Annotated in this window: 24 protein-coding genes; 15 read left to right on the top strand and 9 right to left on the bottom strand. The window is 68.1% G+C overall.

Annotated elements, in window-relative coordinates; translation table 11 throughout:
- Positions 1-14: 14 nt before the first annotated feature.
- From KIT25_21225 to KIT25_21240, 4 genes are read right to left on the bottom strand one after another with little or no spacing between them, the layout of a single operon-like run.
- On the bottom strand, positions 15-1,448 hold the full coding sequence (locus KIT25_21225; GenBank protein ID UYN94524.1) for a TolC family protein: 1,434 nt from the start codon (positions 1,446-1,448) through the stop codon (positions 15-17).
- The gene (locus KIT25_21230; protein ID UYN94525.1) at positions 1,445-1,681 is read right to left on the bottom strand and encodes a hypothetical protein; all 237 of its coding nucleotides are present in this window, start codon (positions 1,679-1,681) and stop codon (positions 1,445-1,447) included. The genes KIT25_21225 and KIT25_21230 overlap by 4 nt, the downstream gene beginning before the upstream one ends.
- Before the next feature lie 42 nt (positions 1,682-1,723).
- Positions 1,724-2,014, bottom strand: a complete 291-nt coding sequence (locus tag KIT25_21235) for a hypothetical protein (GenBank protein ID UYN94526.1) — start codon at positions 2,012-2,014, stop codon at positions 1,724-1,726.
- Between the two features lies 1 nt (position 2,015).
- Positions 2,016-2,279 carry a metal-sensitive transcriptional regulator gene (locus tag KIT25_21240; protein ID UYN98013.1) on the bottom strand — a complete coding sequence of 88 codons (264 nt, stop codon included), beginning with the start codon at positions 2,277-2,279 and terminating at the stop codon, positions 2,016-2,018.
- 50 nt (positions 2,280-2,329) lie between these two features.
- Here KIT25_21240 and cadA point away from each other — a divergent pair, with 50 nt between their 5' ends.
- The 5 genes from cadA (at position 2,330) to KIT25_21265 (ending at position 6,541) form a co-directional block, all read left to right on the top strand.
- Complete coding sequence (gene cadA, locus KIT25_21245) at positions 2,330-4,612, top strand: cadmium-translocating P-type ATPase (GenBank protein ID UYN94527.1); 2,283 nt, start codon at positions 2,330-2,332, stop codon at positions 4,610-4,612.
- Positions 4,613-4,676: 64 nt separating this feature from the next.
- Entirely contained in the window at positions 4,677-5,024 is a 348-nt protein-coding gene (locus KIT25_21250; GenBank protein UYN94528.1) for a hypothetical protein, read from the top strand.
- A 79-nt stretch (positions 5,025-5,103) separates the two neighbouring features.
- Positions 5,104-6,006 (top strand): TerC family protein, encoded by a 903-nt coding sequence (locus tag KIT25_21255; GenBank protein ID UYN94529.1) that lies wholly within the window; start codon positions 5,104-5,106, stop codon positions 6,004-6,006.
- Between the two features lie 6 nt (positions 6,007-6,012).
- Positions 6,013-6,273 (top strand): hypothetical protein, encoded by a 261-nt coding sequence (locus KIT25_21260; protein ID UYN94530.1) that lies wholly within the window; start codon positions 6,013-6,015, stop codon positions 6,271-6,273.
- A gap of 10 nt (positions 6,274-6,283) precedes the next feature.
- The gene (locus tag KIT25_21265; protein ID UYN94531.1) at positions 6,284-6,541 is read left to right on the top strand and encodes a hypothetical protein; all 258 of its coding nucleotides are present in this window, start codon (positions 6,284-6,286) and stop codon (positions 6,539-6,541) included.
- Here KIT25_21265 and KIT25_21270 read toward each other — a convergent pair.
- A complete protein-coding gene (locus tag KIT25_21270) occupies positions 6,522-7,436 on the bottom strand; it encodes a phosphoribosylaminoimidazolesuccinocarboxamide synthase (protein ID UYN94532.1) in 915 nt (304 codons plus the stop codon). The two genes, KIT25_21265 and KIT25_21270, sit on opposite strands and share 20 nt — an antisense overlap.
- Before the next feature lie 10 nt (positions 7,437-7,446).
- On the bottom strand, positions 7,447-7,839 hold the full coding sequence (locus KIT25_21275) for a carboxymuconolactone decarboxylase family protein (protein ID UYN94533.1): 393 nt from the start codon (positions 7,837-7,839) through the stop codon (positions 7,447-7,449).
- 227 nt (positions 7,840-8,066) lie between these two features.
- On the opposite strand from KIT25_21275, the gene KIT25_21280 reads away from it, so the two are divergent.
- A complete protein-coding gene (locus KIT25_21280; GenBank protein ID UYN94534.1) occupies positions 8,067-9,965 on the top strand; it encodes a potassium transporter Kup in 1,899 nt (632 codons plus the stop codon).
- A gap of 7 nt (positions 9,966-9,972) precedes the next feature.
- Here the strand turns inward: KIT25_21280 and KIT25_21285 are convergent, their stop codons facing one another.
- Genes KIT25_21285 through KIT25_21295 form a run of 3 tightly spaced genes read right to left on the bottom strand, consistent with a single transcriptional unit; the run spans position 9,973 to position 11,071 of the window.
- Complete coding sequence (locus KIT25_21285) at positions 9,973-10,326, bottom strand: VOC family protein (GenBank protein ID UYN94535.1); 354 nt, start codon at positions 10,324-10,326, stop codon at positions 9,973-9,975.
- Positions 10,323-10,571, bottom strand: a complete 249-nt coding sequence (locus tag KIT25_21290; GenBank protein UYN94536.1) for a hypothetical protein — start codon at positions 10,569-10,571, stop codon at positions 10,323-10,325. Before KIT25_21290 ends, KIT25_21285 begins: the two co-directional genes overlap by 4 nt.
- 2 nt (positions 10,572-10,573) lie before the next feature.
- Positions 10,574-11,071: a hypothetical protein gene (locus KIT25_21295; protein ID UYN94537.1), complete on the bottom strand. Its 498-nt coding sequence runs from the start codon at positions 11,069-11,071 to the stop codon at positions 10,574-10,576.
- 117 nt (positions 11,072-11,188) lie between these two features.
- On the opposite strand from KIT25_21295, the gene KIT25_21300 reads away from it, so the two are divergent.
- From KIT25_21300 to KIT25_21340, 9 genes are all read left to right on the top strand, one after another.
- On the top strand, positions 11,189-11,341 hold the full coding sequence (locus KIT25_21300) for a hemin uptake protein HemP (GenBank protein UYN94538.1): 153 nt from the start codon (positions 11,189-11,191) through the stop codon (positions 11,339-11,341).
- A gap of 101 nt (positions 11,342-11,442) precedes the next feature.
- Positions 11,443-13,692, top strand: coding sequence for a TonB-dependent hemoglobin/transferrin/lactoferrin family receptor (locus tag KIT25_21305; protein ID UYN94539.1), 2,250 nt, complete (start codon positions 11,443-11,445; stop codon positions 13,690-13,692).
- A 62-nt stretch (positions 13,693-13,754) separates the two neighbouring features.
- On the top strand, positions 13,755-14,615 hold the full coding sequence (locus KIT25_21310) for an energy transducer TonB (protein UYN94540.1): 861 nt from the start codon (positions 13,755-13,757) through the stop codon (positions 14,613-14,615).
- A gap of 17 nt (positions 14,616-14,632) precedes the next feature.
- Complete coding sequence (locus KIT25_21315; protein ID UYN94541.1) at positions 14,633-15,679, top strand: hemin-degrading factor; 1,047 nt, start codon at positions 14,633-14,635, stop codon at positions 15,677-15,679.
- Positions 15,676-16,536 carry an ABC transporter substrate-binding protein gene (locus KIT25_21320; protein UYN94542.1) on the top strand — a complete coding sequence of 287 codons (861 nt, stop codon included), beginning with the start codon at positions 15,676-15,678 and terminating at the stop codon, positions 16,534-16,536. The genes KIT25_21315 and KIT25_21320 overlap by 4 nt, the downstream gene beginning before the upstream one ends.
- Positions 16,533-17,567 (top strand): iron ABC transporter permease, encoded by a 1,035-nt coding sequence (locus KIT25_21325; protein ID UYN94543.1) that lies wholly within the window; start codon positions 16,533-16,535, stop codon positions 17,565-17,567. The genes KIT25_21320 and KIT25_21325 overlap by 4 nt, the downstream gene beginning before the upstream one ends.
- Positions 17,567-18,364 (top strand): heme ABC transporter ATP-binding protein, encoded by a 798-nt coding sequence (locus KIT25_21330; GenBank protein UYN94544.1) that lies wholly within the window; start codon positions 17,567-17,569, stop codon positions 18,362-18,364. Before KIT25_21325 ends, KIT25_21330 begins: the two co-directional genes overlap by 1 nt.
- A gap of 56 nt (positions 18,365-18,420) precedes the next feature.
- On the top strand, positions 18,421-19,647 hold the full coding sequence (locus tag KIT25_21335; protein ID UYN94545.1) for a hypothetical protein: 1,227 nt from the start codon (positions 18,421-18,423) through the stop codon (positions 19,645-19,647).
- 9 nt (positions 19,648-19,656) lie between these two features.
- On the top strand, positions 19,657-21,048 hold the full coding sequence (locus KIT25_21340) for a hypothetical protein (GenBank protein UYN94546.1): 1,392 nt from the start codon (positions 19,657-19,659) through the stop codon (positions 21,046-21,048).
- Positions 21,049-21,063: the final 15 nt, after the last annotated feature.

Below are 21,063 nucleotides of genomic sequence, written 5' to 3' on the forward strand. Positions count from 1 at the left end.
GTGATCTCCTGTGGCTAGAGCCCGAGCGGGATGGTTTGGGGAGGCGGCGTGGTATCGATGACGCCCGAGGGTGGGACGACGCCGCCCACGATCAGGGCGGATTGCAGGTCGGCGTCCGCCAGGTGGTAGTCGCGCAGCGCGTCGAGCGCCGCGATGTTGGCCTGGATGCGTTCGCGCTCCTCGACCAGAAGCTCGAACACATCGATCAACATGCCGTTGTAGCGCAGCAGCGCCTCCTCGGAGAGCTGCTGGCGCAACGGCACGATGCGGGTCATGTAGTAGCGCGCGATGTCGTAGTTTCCGCGATAGGCGGCATAGGCGAGCCGTGCCTCGGAGCGTGCATTGACCGACCGCTCGGCCAGACGATGGACGGCACGCATGTAGATTTCGCGTGCCGCGGCCGTTCTCGCCTCGCCGGTGTCGAAGATCGGGATCGCGATGCCCAGCTCGATGCCGTAGCGGTTCTTCGAGGTCTGTTCGCCCGACCTGCCGGTCTCGACCTCGTTCTTGTAGCTGCCGCCCAGCTCGAGGAACGTCAGGTACCGCGTTGCCTCGACGAAGCCCGCGGACTTGGCGAGCGTCACGATCTCGTAGCGCAGAATGATCAGGTCGACCCGCCGTCGCATCGCTTCGACTTCGACATCATCCAGCGTCTCTGGCGCGGAGGGCAGCGCCGCGAGTCTCGACGGGAGCCGATAGTCGAGGTCGCCGCCCCACAGTCCGAGTATCCGGTTCAAAGCCTCGCGCTCGCGGTGCGCGACCAGTCGCGCTTGAGCCACCTGGGCGCTGCGTTCGGCATAGAAGACCGAGACCCGCCCCTGGTCGAGCTTGTTGGCGGCACCCGTCTCGCCCAGTTGCCTCATCATGCGGGCGGAGGCATCGGCCGCTTCGCGCGCCTGTTCCAGCAGCGCCAGGCGATGCCGGGCGGCGACGGCCTTGATATAGGCTCGACGCGCATCGACGGCGAGGCTCAGCGTCGTCGCCACCGCGCGGTAACGCGCCTCCTCGAACTCGCGCTTGGCGATCTCGGTCCGCCTGGGCAACGTCGCCATCGCCAGCAGATTGCCGACGAGTTGCAGGCCGAGTTCCACGAAGTTGCCGGTGCCGAACGTGCGTGAGGCGACGATCGCCGGATTTGGCGGAAGACTCGCCTGCACGTATTCGGCCTCGGAAATGCCCAGGTCGTTGTAGGCCGCCTGCAGGCCGCGATTGTTCAGCAGCGCGATCTGCACCGCGGTCTGTTCGCTCAGCGGCTCCGACAGCAGGGCCTGCACACGCTCGCGGGCGCGGCGATAGTCCTCGGCCGAACTCAGCTTCACGGCATCGCGGCCGATCTCGCGGCGGACATTCTCGCTGACGGGCGCCATGCCGCCGTCGTCGGTGAACCGGGCGCAGCCCGCCGTCAGCAGGCAAAGGAGGGCGATCGTCGCAGCGCGTGTCAGCGTCATGGCGACTTCCCGGCGCCCGGCGCGACACCTTCGTTGAGCTCGCGCCACGGCTTGAGGGCGACCGGTGCATGTGGCGCGGTGCCACTCATCACCGGCCGGTAGGTCGTGGGCGCGACGGCCGCCTCGGGATCGGTCGGATCGGGCGAAGGCCCCAGCGGCAGCGGCGTCGCGCTGCAGCCGGCAGCCACTGCTGCCAGAGCAAAGACGCCGACGCAGTTACGTCGGAACGACATGATGATCCTCCGTGTCTGAAGACGAGCTGACGGTTCGTCGGCTCAGACTCGCGGAGGCGGCGGATCCCTGGTGAAGAGCAGACCGTCGAGGCTGGAGCTCCGCCCGGCCAGTCGGTCGACGACCTGCACCGGCATGTCGGCCGCGATATGGGGCATCACGGCATAGCCGATGACGACCGTGGGACAGCAAGCGCCGGTCGTGTGCTTGGCGTCGCCCATGTCGGAACAATCCATGTCGGCATGCTGCATGGGCGGCGCCGCGTGCACGACGACCGGCGGCGCGACCAAGGTCACCGCCGCCGCAAGCCACACCAGAATGCGCAGGAGCTTCATGCTACCGACGACGACTATCCAGCACTTCCATCAGTTCGTCGATCTTGACCTGCCGGTCACGTTCCGACCCGGCATGAAACGCATGGGCGACGCAGTGCTGCAAGTGATCATGCAGGATCTCCTGCTCGACCTTGTCGAGTGCCGCCCGCACCGCCCGCACCTGGTTGATGACGTCGATGCAATAGCGGTCCTCCTCGACCATGCGCGCCACGCCGCGCACCTGGCCCTCGATGCGGCCCAGCCGGGCGAGCTGCGACTTCTTCATCCGTTCATCCATGCTTGAACTATACCCCCGTAGGGTATAGATGGCAAGTCATGTCACACGCCTGCTGCCACGCTCCCGATCACGATCACGAGTTCACCGCCACCGACCCCGTCTGCGGCATGAAGGTAAAGGTCGCCACCGCCAAGCACACCACGGTGCATGACGGGCAGACCTATTACTTCTGCAATCCCAAGTGCCTGGCGAAGTTCACGGCCGAGCCGGACCGTTACCTGAAGCCGGCCGAAGCCAGGCAGCCCGACCTGCCGACCGGCACGATCTACACCTGCCCCATGCATCCGGAGATCCGCCAGGGCGGCCCGGGCAGCTGCCCGATCTGCGGCATGGCGCTCGAGCCCGAGATGGTGACGGCCGACGCCGCACCCAATGCCGAACTCGCCGACATGACGCGCCGCTTCTGGATCGGACTCGTCCTCGCCCTGCCCGTGTTCGTGCTCGAGATGGGCGGCCATCTCACCGGGCTGCACATGATGGTCGACGCCGGGACCTCCAACTGGATCCAGTTCGCCCTGGCCACGCCGGTCGTGCTGTGGGCCGGCTGGCCGTTCTTCGAGCGCGGCTGGCAGTCGCTCGAGACGCGCAACCTCAACATGTTCACCCTGATCGCCATGGGCACCGGCGTCGCCTGGACCTACAGCGTCGTCGCGATCGCCCTGCCCGGGATCTTTCCGCCCGCCTTCCGCGGCGCGGAGGGGACGGTCGCAGTCTATTTCGAAGCAGCGGCCGTGATCACGGTGCTGGTGCTGCTCGGCCAGGTGCTCGAGCTGCGCGCCCGCGAGCAGACCTCGGGCGCGATCCGCGCCCTGCTCGATCTCGCCCCCAGGACGGCGCGCCGGCTCGATGGCGACGGCAGCGACGAAGAGGTCTCGCTCGACGCCATCTCTGTCGGCGACCTCCTGCGCGTGCGGCCCGGCGAGAAGGTGCCGGTCGACGGCCAGGTGGTCGAGGGCCGCTCGTCGCTCGACGAATCGATGGTCACCGGCGAATCCATGCCTGTCACCAAGGAAGTTGGCGCCAAGCTGATCGGCGGCACCATGAACACGACGGGCGCGCTGGTGATGCGGGCGGAGAAGGTCGGCCGTGACACCATGCTGTCGTGCATCGTTCAGATGGTCGCCGACGCCCAGCGCAGCCGGGCGCCGATCCAGCGGCTGGCGGACCGGGTGTCGGGCTGGTTCGTGCCCGCGGTCGTCGCCGTGGCGATCGTGGCTTTTGCCGCGTGGGCGATGTTCGGTCCCGAGCCGCGCCTCGCCTTCGGCCTGGTCGCGGCAGTCACGGTGCTGATCATCGCCTGCCCCTGCGCGCTCGGCCTCGCCACGCCGATGTCGATCATGGTCGGCGTCGGGCGCGGTGCCCAGGCCGGCGTGCTGATCAAGAACGCCGAGGCGCTGGAGCGGCTGGAACGCATCGACACGCTGGTTGTCGACAAGACAGGCACCCTCACGGTCGGCAAACCCACGCTGACGGAGGTGACGGGCGGCATGGAGATGCTGCGGCTCGCCGCCAGTCTCGAGCGCGGCAGCGAGCATCCCTTGGCCGCGACGCTCGTGGCCGCCGCGGAAGCGCGCGGCCTCGCCCTCGCCCCGGTCGAGGATTTCAACGCCGCCGCCGGCCGGGGCGTGTCGGGAGTCGTCGAAGGCAAGCGGCTGGTGGTCGGCAATGCACGCTTCCTGACGGAGAACGGGGTCGATCTCGGCGATTTCAACCGGCCGATCATGCTCGCCGTCGACGGCAAGCTCGCCGGCACCTTCACGCTCGAGGACACGGTCAAGCCGACCACGCCCGCCGCCCTGCAGGCGCTGAGGGCGGACGGCATCCGCATCGTCATGCTGACCGGAGACAACCGCCGCACGGCCCGACAGGTCGCGGACGAACTCGGCATCGACGAGGTCGAGGCCGAAGTCCTGCCCGAGCACAAGAGCGCCGTGGTCGAGCGCTTGCGCCGCGAAGGCCGGGTGGTCGCGATGGCGGGCGACGGCGTGAACGACGCGCCGGCGCTGGCCGCCGCGGATATCGGCATCGCCATGGGCACCGGCACCGACGTCGCCATCGAAAGCGCCGGCGTCACCCTTCTCAAGGGCGACCTCATGGGCATCGTCAAGGCACGCCGGCTCTCCCAGGCGACCATGCGCAACATCCGGCAGAACCTGTTCTTCGCCTTCGTCTACAATGCCGCGGGCGTGCCGATCGCCGCCGGCGTGCTCTACCCGGTGTTCGGGCTGCTGCTCTCGCCGATGATCGCCGCGGCCGCGATGGCGCTGAGCTCGGTGAGCGTCATCGGCAATGCACTGAGACTGCGACGCCTGCACCTTTAGCCGCAGCCCCGACGCTTTGCGCTTGATCCGGTTGGACGGACGTCGGAAACGGGGGGGGCGAGCCATGCTTCTGATCCGCCGCTCTCGCCGCGCCGCCACCGCCGTCCGGACCGTTTCGCCGGGCGGAGAGCTGTTCGTCGCGTCGGTGGTGGTGTGCATGCTGCTCTCCTCGTTCGGCGACGCCGTCGATGTCAGCATCGCCGGCGAGGCCGGCCTCGAGTTCATGCTGTTCGATTTCGCGGGCGAGCTGTCGCTGCTGGCGATGAGTCAGTGGAACCTGTTTCAGCTCCTGATGGCCGGCGGCGCGCTGGCGACGGGCATCGCCGCCCTGGCGACACTGGCGCGGGCCCTCGTGCAATCCCCACGTCCCGGCCCGAAACGGCCGGTCGAGAAGGTTCCAATTCGCCTCTGACGAACGACTGAGAGGATCGGCGGCGCGACGGAGAGGTCGCGGCCGCCGGTCGCCGTTCATTCGACCGTTGGAGACTTCCGTGGACATCGATTTCAGCTCGGGCGCGTTCTGGTCCGCCCTCTTCGCCATCGTGCTCATCGACCTGGTTCTGGCAGGCGACAATGCACTCATCATCGGCCTGGTCGCGCGCAACCTGCCGAAGGAACTGCAGCGCAAGGTCATCTTCTGGGGCACGTTCGGCGCCATCGCCATCCGCGCCGTGATGGCGATTCTGGTCGTCTACATCCTCGCCGTGCCGGGCTTCATGTTCGTCGGCGGCCTCGCCCTGCTCTGGATCGCGCGCAAGCTTCTGACGCCGGACGACGGCGGCGGCGAGAGCCATCTGGTCAAGGGCCCGGCGACGTCGTTCGCCGGCGCGGTGCGCACCATCGTCATCGCCGACGCGGTGATGGGCATCGACAACGTGCTCGGCATCGGCGGTGCCGCCGGCGGCAACGTCGCGCTGATCGTCTTCGGCCTCGCCATCAGCGTGCCGATCATCGTGTGGGGCAGCCATCTGGTGATCAAGCTGGTCGACCGTTACCCGTCGGTGATCCTGCTGGGCGGCGCGGTCCTGGCCTGGACCGGCTACACCATGATCGTGCGCGAGCCGTTCCTCGTCGGCTGGTTCGAGGCACGCCAGCCAGCGAAGTTCGTCGTCATGGTGCTGTGCTTCTCGGTGTCGCTGGCGCCCTGGTACAGCGAGCGCCTGTCGGAGAAGATGCGGCCGCTGGTCGTGCTGCTGCCGGCCCTGCTGGTCTGGCTGCTCGCCTTCGAGGCGGCATCCGGCATCTGGCACGTCCATGTCGACTACCTGAGGGCCACCAACATGGGCGAATACCTGCTGCACGCCGTCCGCTGGCTGGGATGGCTGCCGCTCGCGGCGCTGTTCCTGTGGGTGCGCGAACGGGTCACGGCGAGCCGCAAGTCGGCCACTTCATAGGCACTCATGCGAACCGCCCTCCTGGCACTCGCCACGGTCGTGCTGCTGCCCGTCGTCGCCGCCGGTCAGCAGGACGACGCTGCCTACTGCGCGCGCCTCGCCGATCTGGCGACGCGCTATCTCGGCAAGCGCATCGACGGCGCCAGCAAGCCGGACGTCGAGACGCTGGTCGCCGCCGACCGCTGCCAGAAGGGCGACACCGCGACGGGTCTGCGCATGCTGGAGAAGAAGCTGATCGACGGCGGCTTCACGCTGCCGGGGCGATGAGGCGGGCACGATGAGACGCGCCGGAACACTCGCCCTGCTCGCCGCCTGGTCGGCGCCGGTCGCCGCGCAAGCCGACGACGCGGCCTATTGCGCCCAGCTCGCCGACCTCGCGCGCCGCTACATCGGCCAGCAGGGCATGGGCAAGAACTCGCCCGATCTCGACACGGCAATCGCCATCGACCGCTGCGAAAAGGGCGACACCGCTTCGGGCATTCCGGTGCTCGAGCGCAAGCTGCGCCAGGGCGGCTTCAGCCTGCCGAAACGCTGAGCTCGCCGCCGGTCAGGCGCCGATAGGCCTCGAGGTAGCGCCGGCTGGTGGCATCCACCACGTCGGCCGGCAGGCGCGGGGCCGGCGCCTCGCCGTTCCAGCGCCCGGCATGGCGCTCGACATCGAGCCAGTCGCGCAGCGGCTGCTTGTCGAACGAGGGCTGCGGCCGTCCGGGCCGATAGCCGTCGGCCGGCCAGAAGCGCGAGCTGTCCGGCGTCATCACCTCGTCGATCAGCAGGATCTCGCCCGACCTGGTGCGGCCGAACTCGAACTTGGTGTCGGCGATGATGATGCCGCGCTCCAGCGCGACGTCGCGCCCGCGCGAGTAGACGAGGCGGGTGAGGCGCTCCAGTTCGGCGGTCGCTTCGGGGCCGAGGATCTCGCGCATGCGGTCGATCGTGATGTTCTCGTCATGGCCGCTCTCGGCCTTGGTCGCCGGCGAAAAGATCGGCGGGTCGAGCCGCCCGCTCTCCGGCAGGCCGGCAGGCAGCTTCTCCCCCGCCAGGGTTCCGCTGCCGGCGTACTCACGCCAGGCCGAGCCCGTGAGGTAGCCGCGAATCACGCACTCGATGGGAAACACCGTGCCGCGACGACACAGCATGGCGCGGCCGGCGATCTCGGCGCGATGCGGCGCCAGTGCCGGCACCGCCGCCACGATCGAAGCCGCATCGGCGGCGATCATGTGATGTCTCACCAGGCCGCCGAGCTGGCGGAACCACCAGGCGCTGGTCTGGGTCAGCACGGCGCCTTTCATTGGGATGGCTTCCGCCATCACCACATCGTAGGCGCTCACGCGATCGGTGGCGACCAGCAGCAGCCGGTCGCCGTCGACTTCATAGACATCGCGCACCTTGCCGCGAGCGATCCGCCGCAGCGGCAGATCGCTCGTCGTCATTGGCAGCATGCTATTTCTCGTGCCTCATCTCGTGGAACACTTCCTTGGCGGTCAGCAGCGCCTCTCGCACCGACGGCAGGCCGATATAGCCGCAGAGATGCATCAGCGCCTCGCTGAGCTCGTCCTCGGTCCAGCCCTCGTTGCGTGCCATGCGCAGATGGATGGCAAGCTCGGGCCAGCGCGCCTGGGCGGTGTCGGAGATCACGCAGATCAGCGCCTTGGTCTTGAGGTCGAGCCCGGGCCGCGACCACAGCATGCCGAACACCGCCTCGCGCGCGTAGTCGCCGAACTTCTTCATGATCGGGTCGTCGTAGACCGACTTGTTCATCTTGTCGGCGTACTGCGCGCCCATCAGCCTGGTGCGGATCTCGGTGCCCTTCTTGTAGTTCTCGCTCTCGGCCATGCGTCTCCTCCTTGGCGTGGAGCGGCACCCTAGCCCAACGCGGGCAACCGAAAAGCCCATATCTTCCAGTGTGTTGCAGTGCAGCACATCGATTGCGGCACGATCCGGCAGGTGCCATTCATGTCCGGCAGGTCAGCCATGAATGCATATCGGGACCGTTGACCGGCTTTTGCTGCGGCGCAATATCCGCGGCCTTCCGGCCGACCCGAGGGAGGGGGCCGTCTTGCATGGTCGACACGATTTCACTCGCTACCCCGACAGCACACCCGCGCCGCAAGCTCGGCCTCACCCTCGCGGCGCTGGGCGTCGTCTTCGGCGATATCGGCACCAGCCCGCTCTACACCATCAAGGAATGCTTCGGCGCGTTCATCGGCCTCGAGCCGACGCAGGACAATGTGCTCGGCATCCTGTCGCTGATCACCTGGGCGCTGATCATCGTCGTGACGATCAAGTACGTCACGATCGTCCTGCGTGCCGACAATCGCGGCGAGGGCGGCGTGCTGGCCCTGATGGCGCTGGTGTCGCGCCGGACCGGCCTGTCGAACGGACATCGCACCTTCTACGTCATGCTGGGAATTGCCGGCGCCGCGCTGTTCTACGGTGACTGCCTGCTCACGCCGGCCATCTCCGTGCTGAGCGCGATCGAAGGCCTCAAGGTCGCCACACCCGCCTTCGAACCCCTCGTCGTGCCGCTGGCCGTTGGCGTGATCGTGGCGCTGTTCGCCGTGCAGAGGTTCGGCACCGCCGGCGTCGGCCGGTGGTTCGGCCCGATCACGCTGATCTGGTTCGTCGTGTTGTTCATCCTCGGCGCCCGACAAATCGCCGAAACACCGCAGGTGCTGGCCGCCCTGTCGCCGCACCACGCCGTGGCGTTCGCCCTGCGGCACGGCGTCGTTGCCTTCGTGGCACTCGGCGCCGTCACGCTGGCAGTGACTGGCGCGGAGGCGCTCTACGCCGACATGGGCCATTTCGGACGTGCGCCGCTCCGCATCGGCTGGCTCGCCATCGTGCTGCCGGCGCTGCTCACCAACTATTACGGCCAGGGCGGCTTGCTGCTCGCCGATGCCGGGGCGGTCGAGAATCCATTCTTTCTCCTCGCGCCGGACTGGGCGCTCTATCCGCTGGTGGCGCTCGCGACCATGGCGACGGTGATCGCGTCGCAGGCGACGATTTCCGGCGCCTTCTCCGTTGCCCAGCAAGCCGCGCTGCTCGGCCTCAGCCCGCGCGTCCGCATACAGCACACCTCGGCCAACGAATTCGGCCAGATCTACGTTCCGGCCATCAACTGGATGCAGCTGGTCGGCGTCATCGTCCTCGTCGTCGGGTTCAAGTCGTCCGGCAGCCTCGCGGCCGCCTACGGTATCGCCGTCACGGGCACAATGCTGGTCACCACCATCCTGGTGATCGCACTGGCCGTTCGCGTCTGGAAGTGGCGCTGGCCGGTCGCGGTGCTGGCGCTGGGCGGCTTCCTTCTGGTCGATGTCACGTTGCTGTCGGCCAACATGCTGAAGTTCGCCCACGGCGGCTGGGTGCCGCTCGCTCTCGCCGTCGCGATCTTCACCGCCATGTGGACGTGGTTCAAAGGCCGCATGGCGGTGGCGCATCGCGAACGGGAAGACGCGCTGCCGATGGAGAGCCTGCTGTGCAGCATCAGCCCACAGCGCGTCCATCGGCCCCAGGGTACCGCTGTCTACCTCACCGCTTTCTCCGGCAATGCGCCGCACTCGCTGCTGCACAACCTCAAGCACAACGAGGTGTTGCACGAACAGGTCGTGCTGCTCACCGTGCAGGTGCCCGACGAGCCCTATGTGCCGCCCAATGCGCGGGCCCAGGTGAGCCATCTCGGCAAGGGCATGCACCATGTGATCCTGCGCTACGGCTTCATGGAGCAGCCCGACGTGCCGCGCGATCTCGCGCGACTGGCCAACCGCGGCGTGCCCTTCGATCCGATGCGCACGTCCTATTTCGTCGGCCGCAACACCTTCGTGGCCGCGAATCGTCCGCTGCTGCCGCGTTGGCAGGAGAAGCTTTTTCTCGTGCTTTCCCGCTTCGCCTCGAGCGCCGGCGACTTCTTCCGTCTGCCGACCAATCGCGTGGTCGAGCTCGGCAGCCGGATCGAAATCTAGGCCGGGATCACCACGCGCCGCAGCCGAACTTCAGCAGGTTGCCGTGCGGATCGTGGATGTAGAACTCCTTCATGTTCCAGGGCCGGACGAGGAAGGGCGACAACCCCGGCACCTCACGCCGCTCGAACTCCTCGAACAGCACCGACACCTGGCCACCGCGGATGTAGCAGGCGGTGTTCTCGCAGAGGTGACGGTCGACCGTCTTCCAGAAGTGAAGCTCCATCTCGTCGCGTCGTACGATCAGGTAGTCCGCGTCCGCGTAGGTCCGCTCGAATCCGAGACGATCGACGTAGAACGCCTCGCTCTCCGCGATGTCGAGCGACGCGAGGATCGGAATGGAGCGCGCCAGGTCGCCGTTCATGCGTCGAAACCGGTGAGCGAGATAGCGGCCGCGGCGGGCGGCTGGAGCCCGCGCGCAAGCAGTTCGGACAGGCGGCCGAAGATGCGGCTCGCCTCGGCGTGGCCGACGTCCTGCGCCACGGCCTCGGCAGCGACGTTCAGCAGGGCGTTGCCCGCAAGATCGCGGCAATCCGCGGGCAGGTTGTCGACGGCATCGGCGATCAGCCGCATGGCCTGCTGCAGGTCGGGAAGGCGGTTCGAAGTCATGGTCAGTTCATCCGCGCGCCGGCTTCGCCGGGCGACGGTGAGAGGCGCAGGCCGGCGGAAGCCAGGGCAAGGGCGAAGGTCTTGAGTCGGATCGCCGCGACCCGGGAGGCCGTGGGCGCCATCAGCACGTCGAGCGATGCCGCAAGCGGGCCGTCGTGGTCGCTTTGCGCGAGGCCACAGAGCGCAAGCAGCGTCGCTTCGTCGTGACTGACCTGCGAACAGGTCGGCAGATGGATGTGCATGGCGCGCCGGGCGCCGAACAGGAAAGCATCCATGGCGATGGCGAAGTCGGGGAGTGCCGACAACACGCCCGCCATCTTGAAGCCGGCATGCAGCGCCGATCCTTCAACCGGCAAACGACCCTCGACCTGCCACTGGCGCATCGCCCACAGCACGAACCGATCGGCGACCGGAAGACCGCAGGCACATCCGGGGCGTCCGCAGCCGGTTCGCGAGGGAGCGGTCGTGGCGCCGTATCCCTGTTCTGCTGGCCTTTCCATGCTTTTCATCCTGCGTCGACGGGGTTGACAGAGTGGCGCAGTCTATGCGATTGCGAGTCACTCGCAAGATAAAACGAGGTTCGACAAAAGATGGATGCGACACCGCCCGCGGCGAGCATGAGCAAACCGGAGGAATCGTCAGGACCTCCGGCGCGAAGCGTCGACAGCGCCAATCTGCTGGGCGGTCAGCGCGAACTGATCATCCTCCACGGCGACGACCGATATCGCTTGCGACTGACGGCATCCAACAAGCTGATCCTGACCAAGTAACGCCGAAGGTCCCATCCACCTTCGGTCAGACTGCCGAGCCAGCCGGCCCCACCCTGGGGACCATCGCCAGCCAGGCGCCTTTTTTCATTTGGGGCACCGGTATGACGACTCGCTCGGCTCTTTCTCTCGTTCTTCTGACCACCACGGCATTGGGAACGACGCTGTCGCTCCCCGTTCTTGCGCAAGACCTTCCGGAAGAGGCTCAAGCGCAAACCCAGGCGCCGTCACAGACAAGCCCGGCACAACCCACACAACTCGACGCCGTCACTACGGCAGCGACTCGCACGCGTCGACCGATCGACGCCATTCCCGGCACGGTGTCGGTGATCACCACCGAGGACATCGACCGCGAGAACATGCAGAACATGCGCGACCTCGTGCGCAACGAGCCGGGCGTGTCGGTCGGCAACCAGCCCGGCCGCGTCGGCTTCACCAACTTCGTCATCCGCGGCATCGGCGGCAACCGCGTGCTCATCATGGTCGACGGCCTGCGCGTGCCCGACTATCCCGGCACCAACCAGGGGCCCGGCACCTACACCCGCGACTTCACCGACCTCGAGAACGTCAAGCGCGTCGAGATCATCCGCGGGCCCGCCTCGGCGCTCTACGGTTCGGACGCGCTGGGCGGCGTCGTCGCCTATATCACCAAGGATCCGTCCGATTACCTCGTTCCCGGCGGCAAGGACGTCTACGCCAGCGTCAAGGCGGCCTACGACAGCTCCAACTTCAGCTACGCCGAGACCTTCACCGGCGCGGTCCGTCAGGGGCCGTGGGAAGTGCTCGGCCTCTACACGCGGCGCGACGGCGGCAGCACGCAGATCAAGAGCTCAACTTATCAGCCCAATCCGCAAAACTTCTACGAGAACAACTTCCTCGCCAAGTTCGTGCTGCGCCCTACCGAGCACGACACGATTCGCGTCACCGGCGAATATGTCGAGAAGAACGTCAAGACCCAGGCCCTGTCGGGTGTCGGCAACTTCCCCTCGCTGTTCGCAACCATCTTCGACGACTGGTCGAACGACACGAACCAGCGCTATCGCATCTCGGGCCAATGGGTGCACGAGGCGCCGATCGGCTTCGTCGATCGACTCGACTTCATGGCCTACTACACCAACGTGACGCGCCAGGAAGATGCGATGCAGCTGCGCGGTCCGGCCAACGGTCCGATCCCGACCAACTTCCGAACCACGACCAATTCATTCTATCAGGATATCGCCGGCGCCGAGCTGCAGCTCGACAGCAAGGGCAGGCTGCTCGACATGGAGCACGCCCTCACCTACGGCCTCTCCTTCTCCTACACGATGACGTCGCGACCGCGTGACCGTACCCAGGTCACCATGGCGACGGGCGCCACCACCAAGACGGTGGCGGGCGAGACGTTTCCCAACAAGAACTTCCCCGACACCCAGACCGTCCAGGCCGGCGTCTATGTGCAGGACGAGATCACGTCGGGTCGGTTGACGGCGACGCCCGGCGTGCGCCTCGACTACTACAGCCTGCAGCCGGACCCCGACCCCGCGTTCTGGCGCTCGAGCGGCGCGGTCAACCTGCTGCCGTCCGGCAACACCTACTGGTCGGTGTCGCCCAAGATGGGTCTGCTCTATCGCGTCACCGAGGAATACTCGGGCTACTTCCAATATGCCCGCGGCTTCCGCGCGCCGCCCTACGACAACGCCAACTTCGCCTTCACCAACAACGCGTCGTTCTACCAGATCCTGCCCAACGCCAACCTGAAGCCGGAGACCAGCGACAGCTTCGAGGTCGGCGTGCGCGGCAAGTATCGCAACGGCTCGAGCTTCGCCCTGTCGGGTTTCTACAACCTGTACAACGACTTCATCGAGACCGTGACCTTGCGTGCGCCGGCGCCGCCGGCCCTCACCGTCTTCCAGTTTCAGAACCTCTCCAACGTCACGATCTGGGGCTTCGAGGCGCGCGGCGAGTATCGCTTCCTGCCGGAATGGGCGATCGCGGGCTGGTTCGCCTATGCCAAGGGCACGGACAATTCGACCGGTCTGCCGATCGACTCGGTCGACCCGTGGAAGCTGCAAGGCCGCGTGCGCTACGGCAAGGGTACCGGCTTTGGCGCACAGATCATCGGCACCGTGGTCGGTCAGCACGATCAGGTGAGCAACCCGACCTATTTCCAGGCACCCTCCTACTTCAACCTCGACGCGACGATCTCCTACGACTGGAACCGGATCGTCACGATCAATGCCGGCGCCTTCAACATCACCAATGCCCAATACTGGAACTCGCAGGACGTCATCGGCCTGGCGGCCAACAACACGCAGCTCGAGCGCTACACCCAGCCCGGCCGATACTTCGGTGTCAACCTGACGGCTCGATGGTAGTCGCGGCGGCCCTCTCCGCCGAGCGACTGCCGGCGCCATCGACACGCGGCTCCCGCGCGTCGATGGCGTTGTCGCTTGCGTTGCACGGCGCCGCGCTGTTACCGCTGCTCCTCGCCGGTCTCGCCGGCGGTGCTGCCACCGATGCGGCGCTGTATGTCGAGCTCACGCTGGCCGCTCCGGCACCGTCCGTGGTGGACCGCGACGATGGCCCGGCCGGCGAGGAAACGCCTCCCGCTTCGCCGCCGACCGAGACCTCTTCCGCCGAGTCGATCGACCTGCCGCCGCCCGACCAGCCGCCGCCCCTCGACACCGCACAGCTCCTTCCATCCCTGCCGCCGCCGCAGGCTGCGCCGGAGCCCGAAATAAAGATCGAACTGCCGCCGCCCGACGAACCGCCGCCTCTGAACACGGCCGACCTGAAGCCCGTCGATCCGCCAAAGCAGGAAGCGGTGCAGAAGACGCCACCGCCAGAGATACCACCGACACCGGTGAAGCCGCCCGATCGCGCCCCGGTGAGGGCCGCCGCCAAACCCGCCGCCAGGCCGGGAGGTCGGGCCGCACCCGTGACGCAAACGTCGGCGGCGCCCGACAGCGGAGATGCCCAGGCGACCCAAGCCATGGCGGCGGCACAGGAACCGGCCATCGTCTTCGAGGGCAAGCCGCGCTTTCGCGTGCCGCCACGCCCGGCAGCCTATCCGCCGCGCGCCGTCGAACTCGGCCAGCAAGGCGAGACATTGATCCGCGTTCGCCTCGATCCCGACGGTTCGGCCGCAGAAATCGTGCTGTGGCGCGGCAGCGGCTTCGAGCTGCTCGACCGCGCCGCAATCACGGCAGTGCGCGGCTGGCAGTTCCTGCCCGCCATCCGGGGGGGCCGCGCCGTCGCCGCGTGGGTCGAGATTCCCGTGCGCTTTCATCTTCGTTGAGCAGAAAAGGAGAAAACATGCTCTCTCCCTCCAACACCGACCTCGCGGCGCGCTGGAGCCGGCTGCGTGGCGAGAAGCCGGCCCTGCGCATCCGCGATGCCGCCGCGACCCTCGGCGTGAGCGAAGCCGAGCTGATCGCTCTGGGCGTCGGGTCGACCGCGACACCACTCGACGGCGACTGGCGCGCGATCCTCAACGAGATGCCGTCGGTCGGCCGCGTGATGTGCCTGACGCGCAACGAGCACTGCGTGCACGAACGCCACGGCCGCTTCGACGACGTCCAGGTCAGCGGTCCGCATGGCTTGGTCCTCGGGCCCGACATCGATCTGCGGCTGTTCCTGGGCCAATGGAGGATCGGCTACGCGGTGCGCGAGCCGATCAGGACGGGCGAACGGCTGAGCCTGCAGTTCTTCGACTCGTCCGGCGAGGCGGTGCACAAGATCTACGCGACCGACGAGACCGATCGTGCCGCCTTCGACGCCCTGATCGCCCGGCACACGGCAGCGCCCGCACCCCTCGCGCTCATGCCGCGGGCTCTCGACCCGGTCGACCGGCCGGACAGCGAGATCGACGTCGCCGGCCTGCGCACCGCCTGGCGGGCGATGCAGGACACGCACGAGTTCTTCGGCATGCTCGGCAAGTTCAAGGTCGGTCGCCTGCAGGCATTGCGTCTGGCCGGCGAGGAGTTCGTGCGCGAGCTCCCGCCACGCGCCTTGCGCAGCGCCCTCGAGATGGCGAGCGCCGACAAGACACGCATCATGATCTTCGTCGGCAGCAAGGGTTGCATCCAGATTCACACTGGCCCCGTGGAAAGGCTGGTCGAAACGCATGGCTGGTTCAACGTGCTGGATCCAACCTTCAACCTGCACCTGCGCCAGGATGCGGTGGCGCGCGTCTTCTCGGTGCGCAAGCCGACCAGCGACGGCATCGTGACCTCGATCGAGGCCTTCGACGGGCGCGACCGCAACATCCTGTTGATGTTCGGCGCACGCAAGCCCGGCGAGCCCGAACTCGAGTCCTGGCGCTCGCTCGTCGCTCGCCTCGAGAAGCGGGCGGCATCGTGAAGCGTCGGATCCTGATCGGCGGGCTCGGCGCGGTTCTCGCAGCTCCCGGTTCCGCGCTGGCCAAGCGTGCGCTGCGCATCGTATCGGTCGGCAGCGCCATCACCGAAATCATCTATGCGCTGGGCGCCGAGAAACATCTGGTCGGCGTCGACACGACGAGTCTCCATCCGGAAGAGGCGCGCGCATTGCCCCAGGTCGGCTACATGCGCGCCCTGTCCGCCGAGGGAGTGCTGTCGCTGAAGCCCAACCTGATCATCGCCACGACGGCGGCGGGACCAGCCGGCGCGTTGGAGCAGCTGCGGGCCACCGGCATCGAGGTGCTGATCCTGCCCGACCACTACGACTACGATAGCGTCGCCGCCAAGATCGAGGCGGTCGGCCGCCTGACCGGTCGCGAGGCTCGTGCCGGCGAGATGATCGACGAGGGCAAGCGCCAGATGGCCAGCCTCGCCGCCAGGCTCGCCGTGGCGACGACGCACCCGCGCGTGCTGTTCCTGCTGTCGATGGGCGGCGGGGCGCCACAGGCGGCGGGCCGCGGGACCGCTGCAGACGGGATCATTCGCCTGGGCGGGGGCGTGAACGCGATCGACGGCTACGCCGGCTATCGACCGCTGACGCCGGAATCGGTGATCGCCTCGCGCGCCGACTACGTTCTGGTGACTCGCCAGACCGTCGACGCCATGGGTGGGCTGCAAGCGCTGACGGACCAGCCGATCCTGCGCCAGACGCCGGCCGGCAAGGCGGGGCGTGTCGTTCAATTCGACGCCCTGCTGCTGCTGGGTTTCGGCCCCCGCACACCGCAGGCCGCGACCCAGCTCGCGTTGGCGCTCCATCCCGAGCTGGCGCGCGCACGGTGACCGTCTTCGCCTTGCAGCGCCCGATCCCGCTGTTCGCGCTCGCCGCGCTGGCGAGCGTCGTGGCTGGTCTGTGCATTGGCGCCTTTCCCGTGCGGTTGCCGCAGCTGCTGTCGGCCGTTGGCCTGTCGAGCGCGCCGCTCGACGAGACGACGGCCGCCGTCCTCTACGCCATCCGCGCACCGCGCGTACTCGCGGCCTTTGCCGTCGGCGCCGCGCTGGCCGCCGGTGGTGCGGCCATGCAGAGCCTGTTTCGCAATCCGCTCGCCGATCCCGGCCTGCTCGGCGTGTCGAGCGGCGCTGCTCTCGCAGCCGTCTCCGTCATCGTGCTCGGAGAGAAGGTGATGCACATCGTGCCGCCCGATCTGCGGCCCTGGTGCCTGCCGATCGCCGCCTTCCTCGGCGGCCTGGTGGCGACGCTCGCTGTCTACCGCATCGCGGCCCATCACGGCGCCGCCCTCATCGGCACCCTGCTGCTGGCCGGCATCGCGATCAACGCCGTGGCATCGGCCGGCATCGGCCTCCTGGTCTTCATCGCCGACGACCAACAGCTGCGCACCCTGATCTTCTGGACCATGGGCGGCTTCGGCTCCGTCACCTGGACGGCGATCCTGCCCGCTCTGCTGGTGCTGGCCGTCACGGTGCCGACGCTCCTGCCGGCGGCGCACCTGCTCGACGCCCTGGCGCTGGGCGAGCGCGAGGCGGGCCATGTCGGCGTCGATGTCGAGCGGCTGAAGCGCCGGCTCATCGCGCAAGTCGCACTCGCCGTCGGCGCCGGCGTCGCCATCTCGGGCATCGTCGGCTTCGTCGGCCTGATTGCGCCGCACATCGTGCGGCTGCTGCTCGGCCCTGCCCACCGCACCCTGCTGCCGGCGGCGGCGCTGTTCGGCGGCGCGTTCCTGGTGCTGGCCGACGCGCTGGCACGCACGATGGTCTCGCCCGCCGAGCTGCCGATCGGCGTGTTGACCGCGCTGGTCGGCGGACCCTTCTTTCTCTGGCTGCTGGCCAGCCGCGCCGCGCGCGAGGGCCTGTGATGCCGCTCCAGGCCAGATCGATCGAGGTGCGGGTCGGCACCAAGGCCCTGATCCAGGACGTCTCGCTCGATCTCGCGGCCGGAAAGTTCGTGGCCGTCATCGGTCCCAACGGCGCCGGCAAGAGCACTCTCCTGTCGGCCCTGGCCGGCGATCGGCCGCTGGCGGCCGGCCATGTGCTGCTCGACGGACAGCCGCTCGGGCGATGGACGAAGGTGGCGCTCGCCCAGCGGCGCGCCGTGCTGCCGCAGCACTCGTCGGTGGCGTTCGATTTCACCGGCCTTCAGGTGGCCATGCTCGGTCTGCTGGCCCACCGCGGCCGCTTCTCCGAGAAGGAGATGAGGACACGGGCGGAACGGTGCCTCGCCGAAACCGAGGCATTGGCCTTCGCCGACCGTCCCTACACCGTCTTGTCCGGCGGCGAGCGCCAGCGCATACAACTCGCTCGCGTCCTCGCCCAATGCGACGCCGATTCCGGCGCTGAGCCGTTCCTGCTGCTCGACGAGCCGATCGCCGGTCTCGATCTGTCTCATCAGCACGCGGCCCTGGCCAGCGCGCGACGCCGGGCCGATCGGGGGCTGGGCGTCCTGGCCGTGCTGCACGATGTCAACATGGCGTCGAACTACGCCGACGAGGTGGCGGTCATGGAGAATGGCCGGCTCACCGCTTTCGGACCGGCCGACATGGTGCTCGGCGCGGAACGACTGTCCCAGGTCTTCTCCACGCCCATTCAGCGGCTGGACACGCCCCATGGAGCGGTTTTCCTGAGCCCCGCGCCGGGCGGCGAAAAACGGACATAAACAAGCCGGAATCGACGGTAGAAGATAGCGGGTTCAGGAAACGAATCCGCAGGGACATGGGCGACCGCCCCACTCTTCTTCAGACGACGCGCCTGGGCGTGCGCCCATTGGGGGTGCGCGGCGAGCCGCTTCACACGGCGGCCGGTCAGCTGCTCGCCGTGATCCGCCGCCGACTGGGCGATGCGCCGGCCGATCTCCTGGCCGAACCGCAGCTGCGCGAATCGGGCGATGGCATCGACTGGTATGCCGCCCGCGGCGGCGAGGTGCGCCGCCTGGCAGATCTTCCCGACGCCGAACGCGCCGAGCTGCTGCGCAGGGTCGACGAGCGGCTCGAGGCAATCCGGGGACTGGGCCGCCAGCTCGAGGCCACACCCTCGAGCGACGAGGCGCGGCTGATCGGCCGCTCGCTACAGCTTGCCACACGCCGGCCATCGGACGACTTCGTCTATGTGGTCGACGGCGAGCCGGTCATTGTCGCCTGGGGCTACGAAGCCGACGCCGCCGCAAGCCTCCAGGGTTTCATGCCGGCCGTCGTGCCGATGGCGCGGCCCCAAGCCATCCTGGCCAGCGCTCCTGCCGTATTGCCATCGTCCCGGCTCGGCTGGTCGCGCTGGCTCAGCGCGTTGTTGTTCGGCCTGCTGTTGCTGCTGTTGCTGCTGCTCTTTTCCTGGCTGCTGCGCGCCTGCGCGCCGGTCGACCCGTCGCTCAACGTCGCCACGCTCGAGACGCCGGCTCCTCCCGCGCCCGAGCCGCCGCCCGATCCGACCCCGCTCTTGAAGGCCTCGCTCGACGACGCGCGAGCCGACGAGCAAAGACTGCGGGCCGAACTGGCAAGCCTCGAGGACGAGCTCAAGAAGAAGGTCGAGCAATGCAAGCCGATCGAACCTCCCAAGCCGCCGCCGCCGAAGCCGGCGGCTCCCCCGCCCCCGCCGCCGCAGGCGTCGCTGCCGCCACCGGTCAATCAGCCGCCACCCGGGCAGTTGCCGTGCGACTGGTCGGGCGATTCCGGCGGCGAAGGCGTCACCCGCAACAAGCACTATCTCGGTGACAAGCCGGGCTTCGTGGCGATCAACTACCAGCTCTTCGTCCGCCCCGACGACATCAAGGTCGTGTATCGCGGCCAAGTGCTGGCCACTACCGGCGGGCCTCGCAGCGGACGCGGCGGTATCGGCTTCAACTGGAACCCGGTGGCCGGGGATTATTCGGTCGATGTCATCGTAACGGGAGAGATGTGGGGAACCCGATGGACCTACAGCATGTCCTGCCCGCGCGGCGCCCGGTGAGGTAGCGCCATGCAGGCCGGTCCCCTGCTGCGCAGCGAGAGGCTGCAGCGCTACCGCGCGCTCGGCGCGGCAGGCGATCCCGTCTGGCGCACCGCCGGCCAGTTGCGCGCCGCCCTCGCCCAGCGACTGTCGCGCGAGCATGCCGACCTGCTGGCCGTGCCCGAGGTCGATCCGACAGGCAACCATATCGACTGGTACGCGCCGTTCGACGGCGAGGCCCGGCGACTGGGTGAGCTGCCGGAGAGCGAGCGAGCAGCGCTCCTCGACAAGGTGCACCGGCTGCACGCCGACATGGCCGCGCTCGCGCAATCGATGGAGGCGCCGGATCGCTCGAGCGCCGAGCACAGCTTCGCACGCCTGCTGCGCCACGCGCTCAGCGCGCCCGGCGAGGAAACGCTGCACGTCGTCGATGGCCGGCCCGTCATGACCTTTTGGGGCTTCGCCGCCGACGCCACCCTGCCGGGCGTGTTCCTGGCCAGCCCGCCGGTCGCACCTCGCCCGGCAGCGCGCGAAGCCGTTCTCGCTTCCACACCCGTGGTGCTGGCCCAACCGGGAATGCGCACCGCCTGGTGGCAATGGGTGTTGCTTGCGGCGTTGCTGCTGCTGTTGCTCGCCCTTCTCGCCTGGGCGATCCGACCCTACCTGCCGCATCTCGAGGCACGCCTGGCCGCCGAGGCCCGCGAGCGTGCGTTGGCCCTGGCGACCGACCAGCCCGTTGCGTTCCAGCAGACGCGCATGGCCAGCCTGATCCAGGACAACGAGCTGCTGCGCCGGGAACTGGCCAGCCTCGGCGAGGAAGCGACGCGACGCGGCGTCGATTGCGCGGCAGGACTCGTCGTTCCCGGTGGCGGCGTCGTCGGCGCGACTGGCGACGGCCCACCGATCGAGCGCGGCGCCGACCCGGATGCGAAGGCGGATGTCGACGTTGCCGCCAAGGGGCCGGACGAGAAGAGCACGACGCCGCTTCCCGGTGCACCGGACCAGGACAAGGCGAAGAGCCAGGACCAGGGCGGCAAGGATGAACCCAAGCCGATGGTCGTGCCACCCGAGGCAAAGCAGAAGCAGGATCTCGCCTTCCTCAAGGGCGACTGGCGTTCGCGCACCGGACTGGCGACGGCGCAGGGTGAAAAGGATCTGCGTCCAAGCTACACCCTCGACGACAAGGGCAAAGGCAAGGTGAGCTTCGTGCAGAAGAATGGTGCAGTGTGCGAGGCGCCCGCCGAGGCGCGCTGGGACGGTGGCAAGTTGGTGATCGAGGAGAAATCCAATCCCAAATGTAGCGACGGGCGCACCTATGCCCGCAATACCGTCAATTGCGAGATTGGCGCCGACGGCGTCGCGCAATGCAAGGGCAGCCAGCCCGGCGACAGCCGGAGCTACAACGTGCAAATTGGCCGTTGAATCGCCGAGAATGAC

The sequence above is a fragment of the Enhydrobacter sp. genome, assembly GCA_025808875.1.
Classification (GTDB): domain Bacteria; phylum Pseudomonadota; class Alphaproteobacteria; order Reyranellales; family Reyranellaceae; genus Reyranella.

Excerpts from the sequence above, each read along its gene's own strand:
- KIT25_21225 (UYN94524.1), bottom strand. The coding sequence starts at position 1,448 with ATGACGCTGACACGCGCTGCGACGATCGCCCTCCTTTGCCTGCTGACG.
- KIT25_21230 (UYN94525.1), bottom strand. The coding sequence starts at position 1,681 with ATGTCGTTCCGACGTAACTGCGTCGGCGTCTTTGCTCTGGCAGCAGTG.
- KIT25_21235 (UYN94526.1), bottom strand. The coding sequence starts at position 2,014 with ATGAAGCTCCTGCGCATTCTGGTGTGGCTTGCGGCGGCGGTGACCTTG.
- KIT25_21240 (UYN98013.1), bottom strand. The coding sequence starts at position 2,279 with ATGAAGAAGTCGCAGCTCGCCCGGCTGGGCCGCATCGAGGGCCAGGTG.
- cadA (UYN94527.1), top strand. The coding sequence starts at position 2,330 with ATGTCACACGCCTGCTGCCACGCTCCCGATCACGATCACGAGTTCACC.
- KIT25_21250 (UYN94528.1), top strand. The coding sequence starts at position 4,677 with ATGCTTCTGATCCGCCGCTCTCGCCGCGCCGCCACCGCCGTCCGGACC.
- KIT25_21260 (UYN94530.1), top strand. The coding sequence starts at position 6,013 with ATGCGAACCGCCCTCCTGGCACTCGCCACGGTCGTGCTGCTGCCCGTC.
- KIT25_21265 (UYN94531.1), top strand. The coding sequence starts at position 6,284 with ATGAGACGCGCCGGAACACTCGCCCTGCTCGCCGCCTGGTCGGCGCCG.
- KIT25_21270 (UYN94532.1), bottom strand. The coding sequence starts at position 7,436 with ATGACGACGAGCGATCTGCCGCTGCGGCGGATCGCTCGCGGCAAGGTG.
- KIT25_21275 (UYN94533.1), bottom strand. The coding sequence starts at position 7,839 with ATGGCCGAGAGCGAGAACTACAAGAAGGGCACCGAGATCCGCACCAGG.
- KIT25_21280 (UYN94534.1), top strand. The coding sequence starts at position 8,067 with ATGGTCGACACGATTTCACTCGCTACCCCGACAGCACACCCGCGCCGC.
- KIT25_21285 (UYN94535.1), bottom strand. The coding sequence starts at position 10,326 with ATGAACGGCGACCTGGCGCGCTCCATTCCGATCCTCGCGTCGCTCGAC.
- KIT25_21290 (UYN94536.1), bottom strand. The coding sequence starts at position 10,571 with ATGACTTCGAACCGCCTTCCCGACCTGCAGCAGGCCATGCGGCTGATC.
- KIT25_21295 (UYN94537.1), bottom strand. The coding sequence starts at position 11,071 with ATGGAAAGGCCAGCAGAACAGGGATACGGCGCCACGACCGCTCCCTCG.
- KIT25_21300 (UYN94538.1), top strand. The coding sequence starts at position 11,189 with ATGAGCAAACCGGAGGAATCGTCAGGACCTCCGGCGCGAAGCGTCGAC.
- KIT25_21305 (UYN94539.1), top strand. The coding sequence starts at position 11,443 with ATGACGACTCGCTCGGCTCTTTCTCTCGTTCTTCTGACCACCACGGCA.
- KIT25_21310 (UYN94540.1), top strand. The coding sequence starts at position 13,755 with ATGGCGTTGTCGCTTGCGTTGCACGGCGCCGCGCTGTTACCGCTGCTC.
- KIT25_21315 (UYN94541.1), top strand. The coding sequence starts at position 14,633 with ATGCTCTCTCCCTCCAACACCGACCTCGCGGCGCGCTGGAGCCGGCTG.
- KIT25_21330 (UYN94544.1), top strand. The coding sequence starts at position 17,567 with ATGCCGCTCCAGGCCAGATCGATCGAGGTGCGGGTCGGCACCAAGGCC.
- KIT25_21335 (UYN94545.1), top strand. The coding sequence starts at position 18,421 with ATGGGCGACCGCCCCACTCTTCTTCAGACGACGCGCCTGGGCGTGCGC.
- KIT25_21340 (UYN94546.1), top strand. The coding sequence starts at position 19,657 with ATGCAGGCCGGTCCCCTGCTGCGCAGCGAGAGGCTGCAGCGCTACCGC.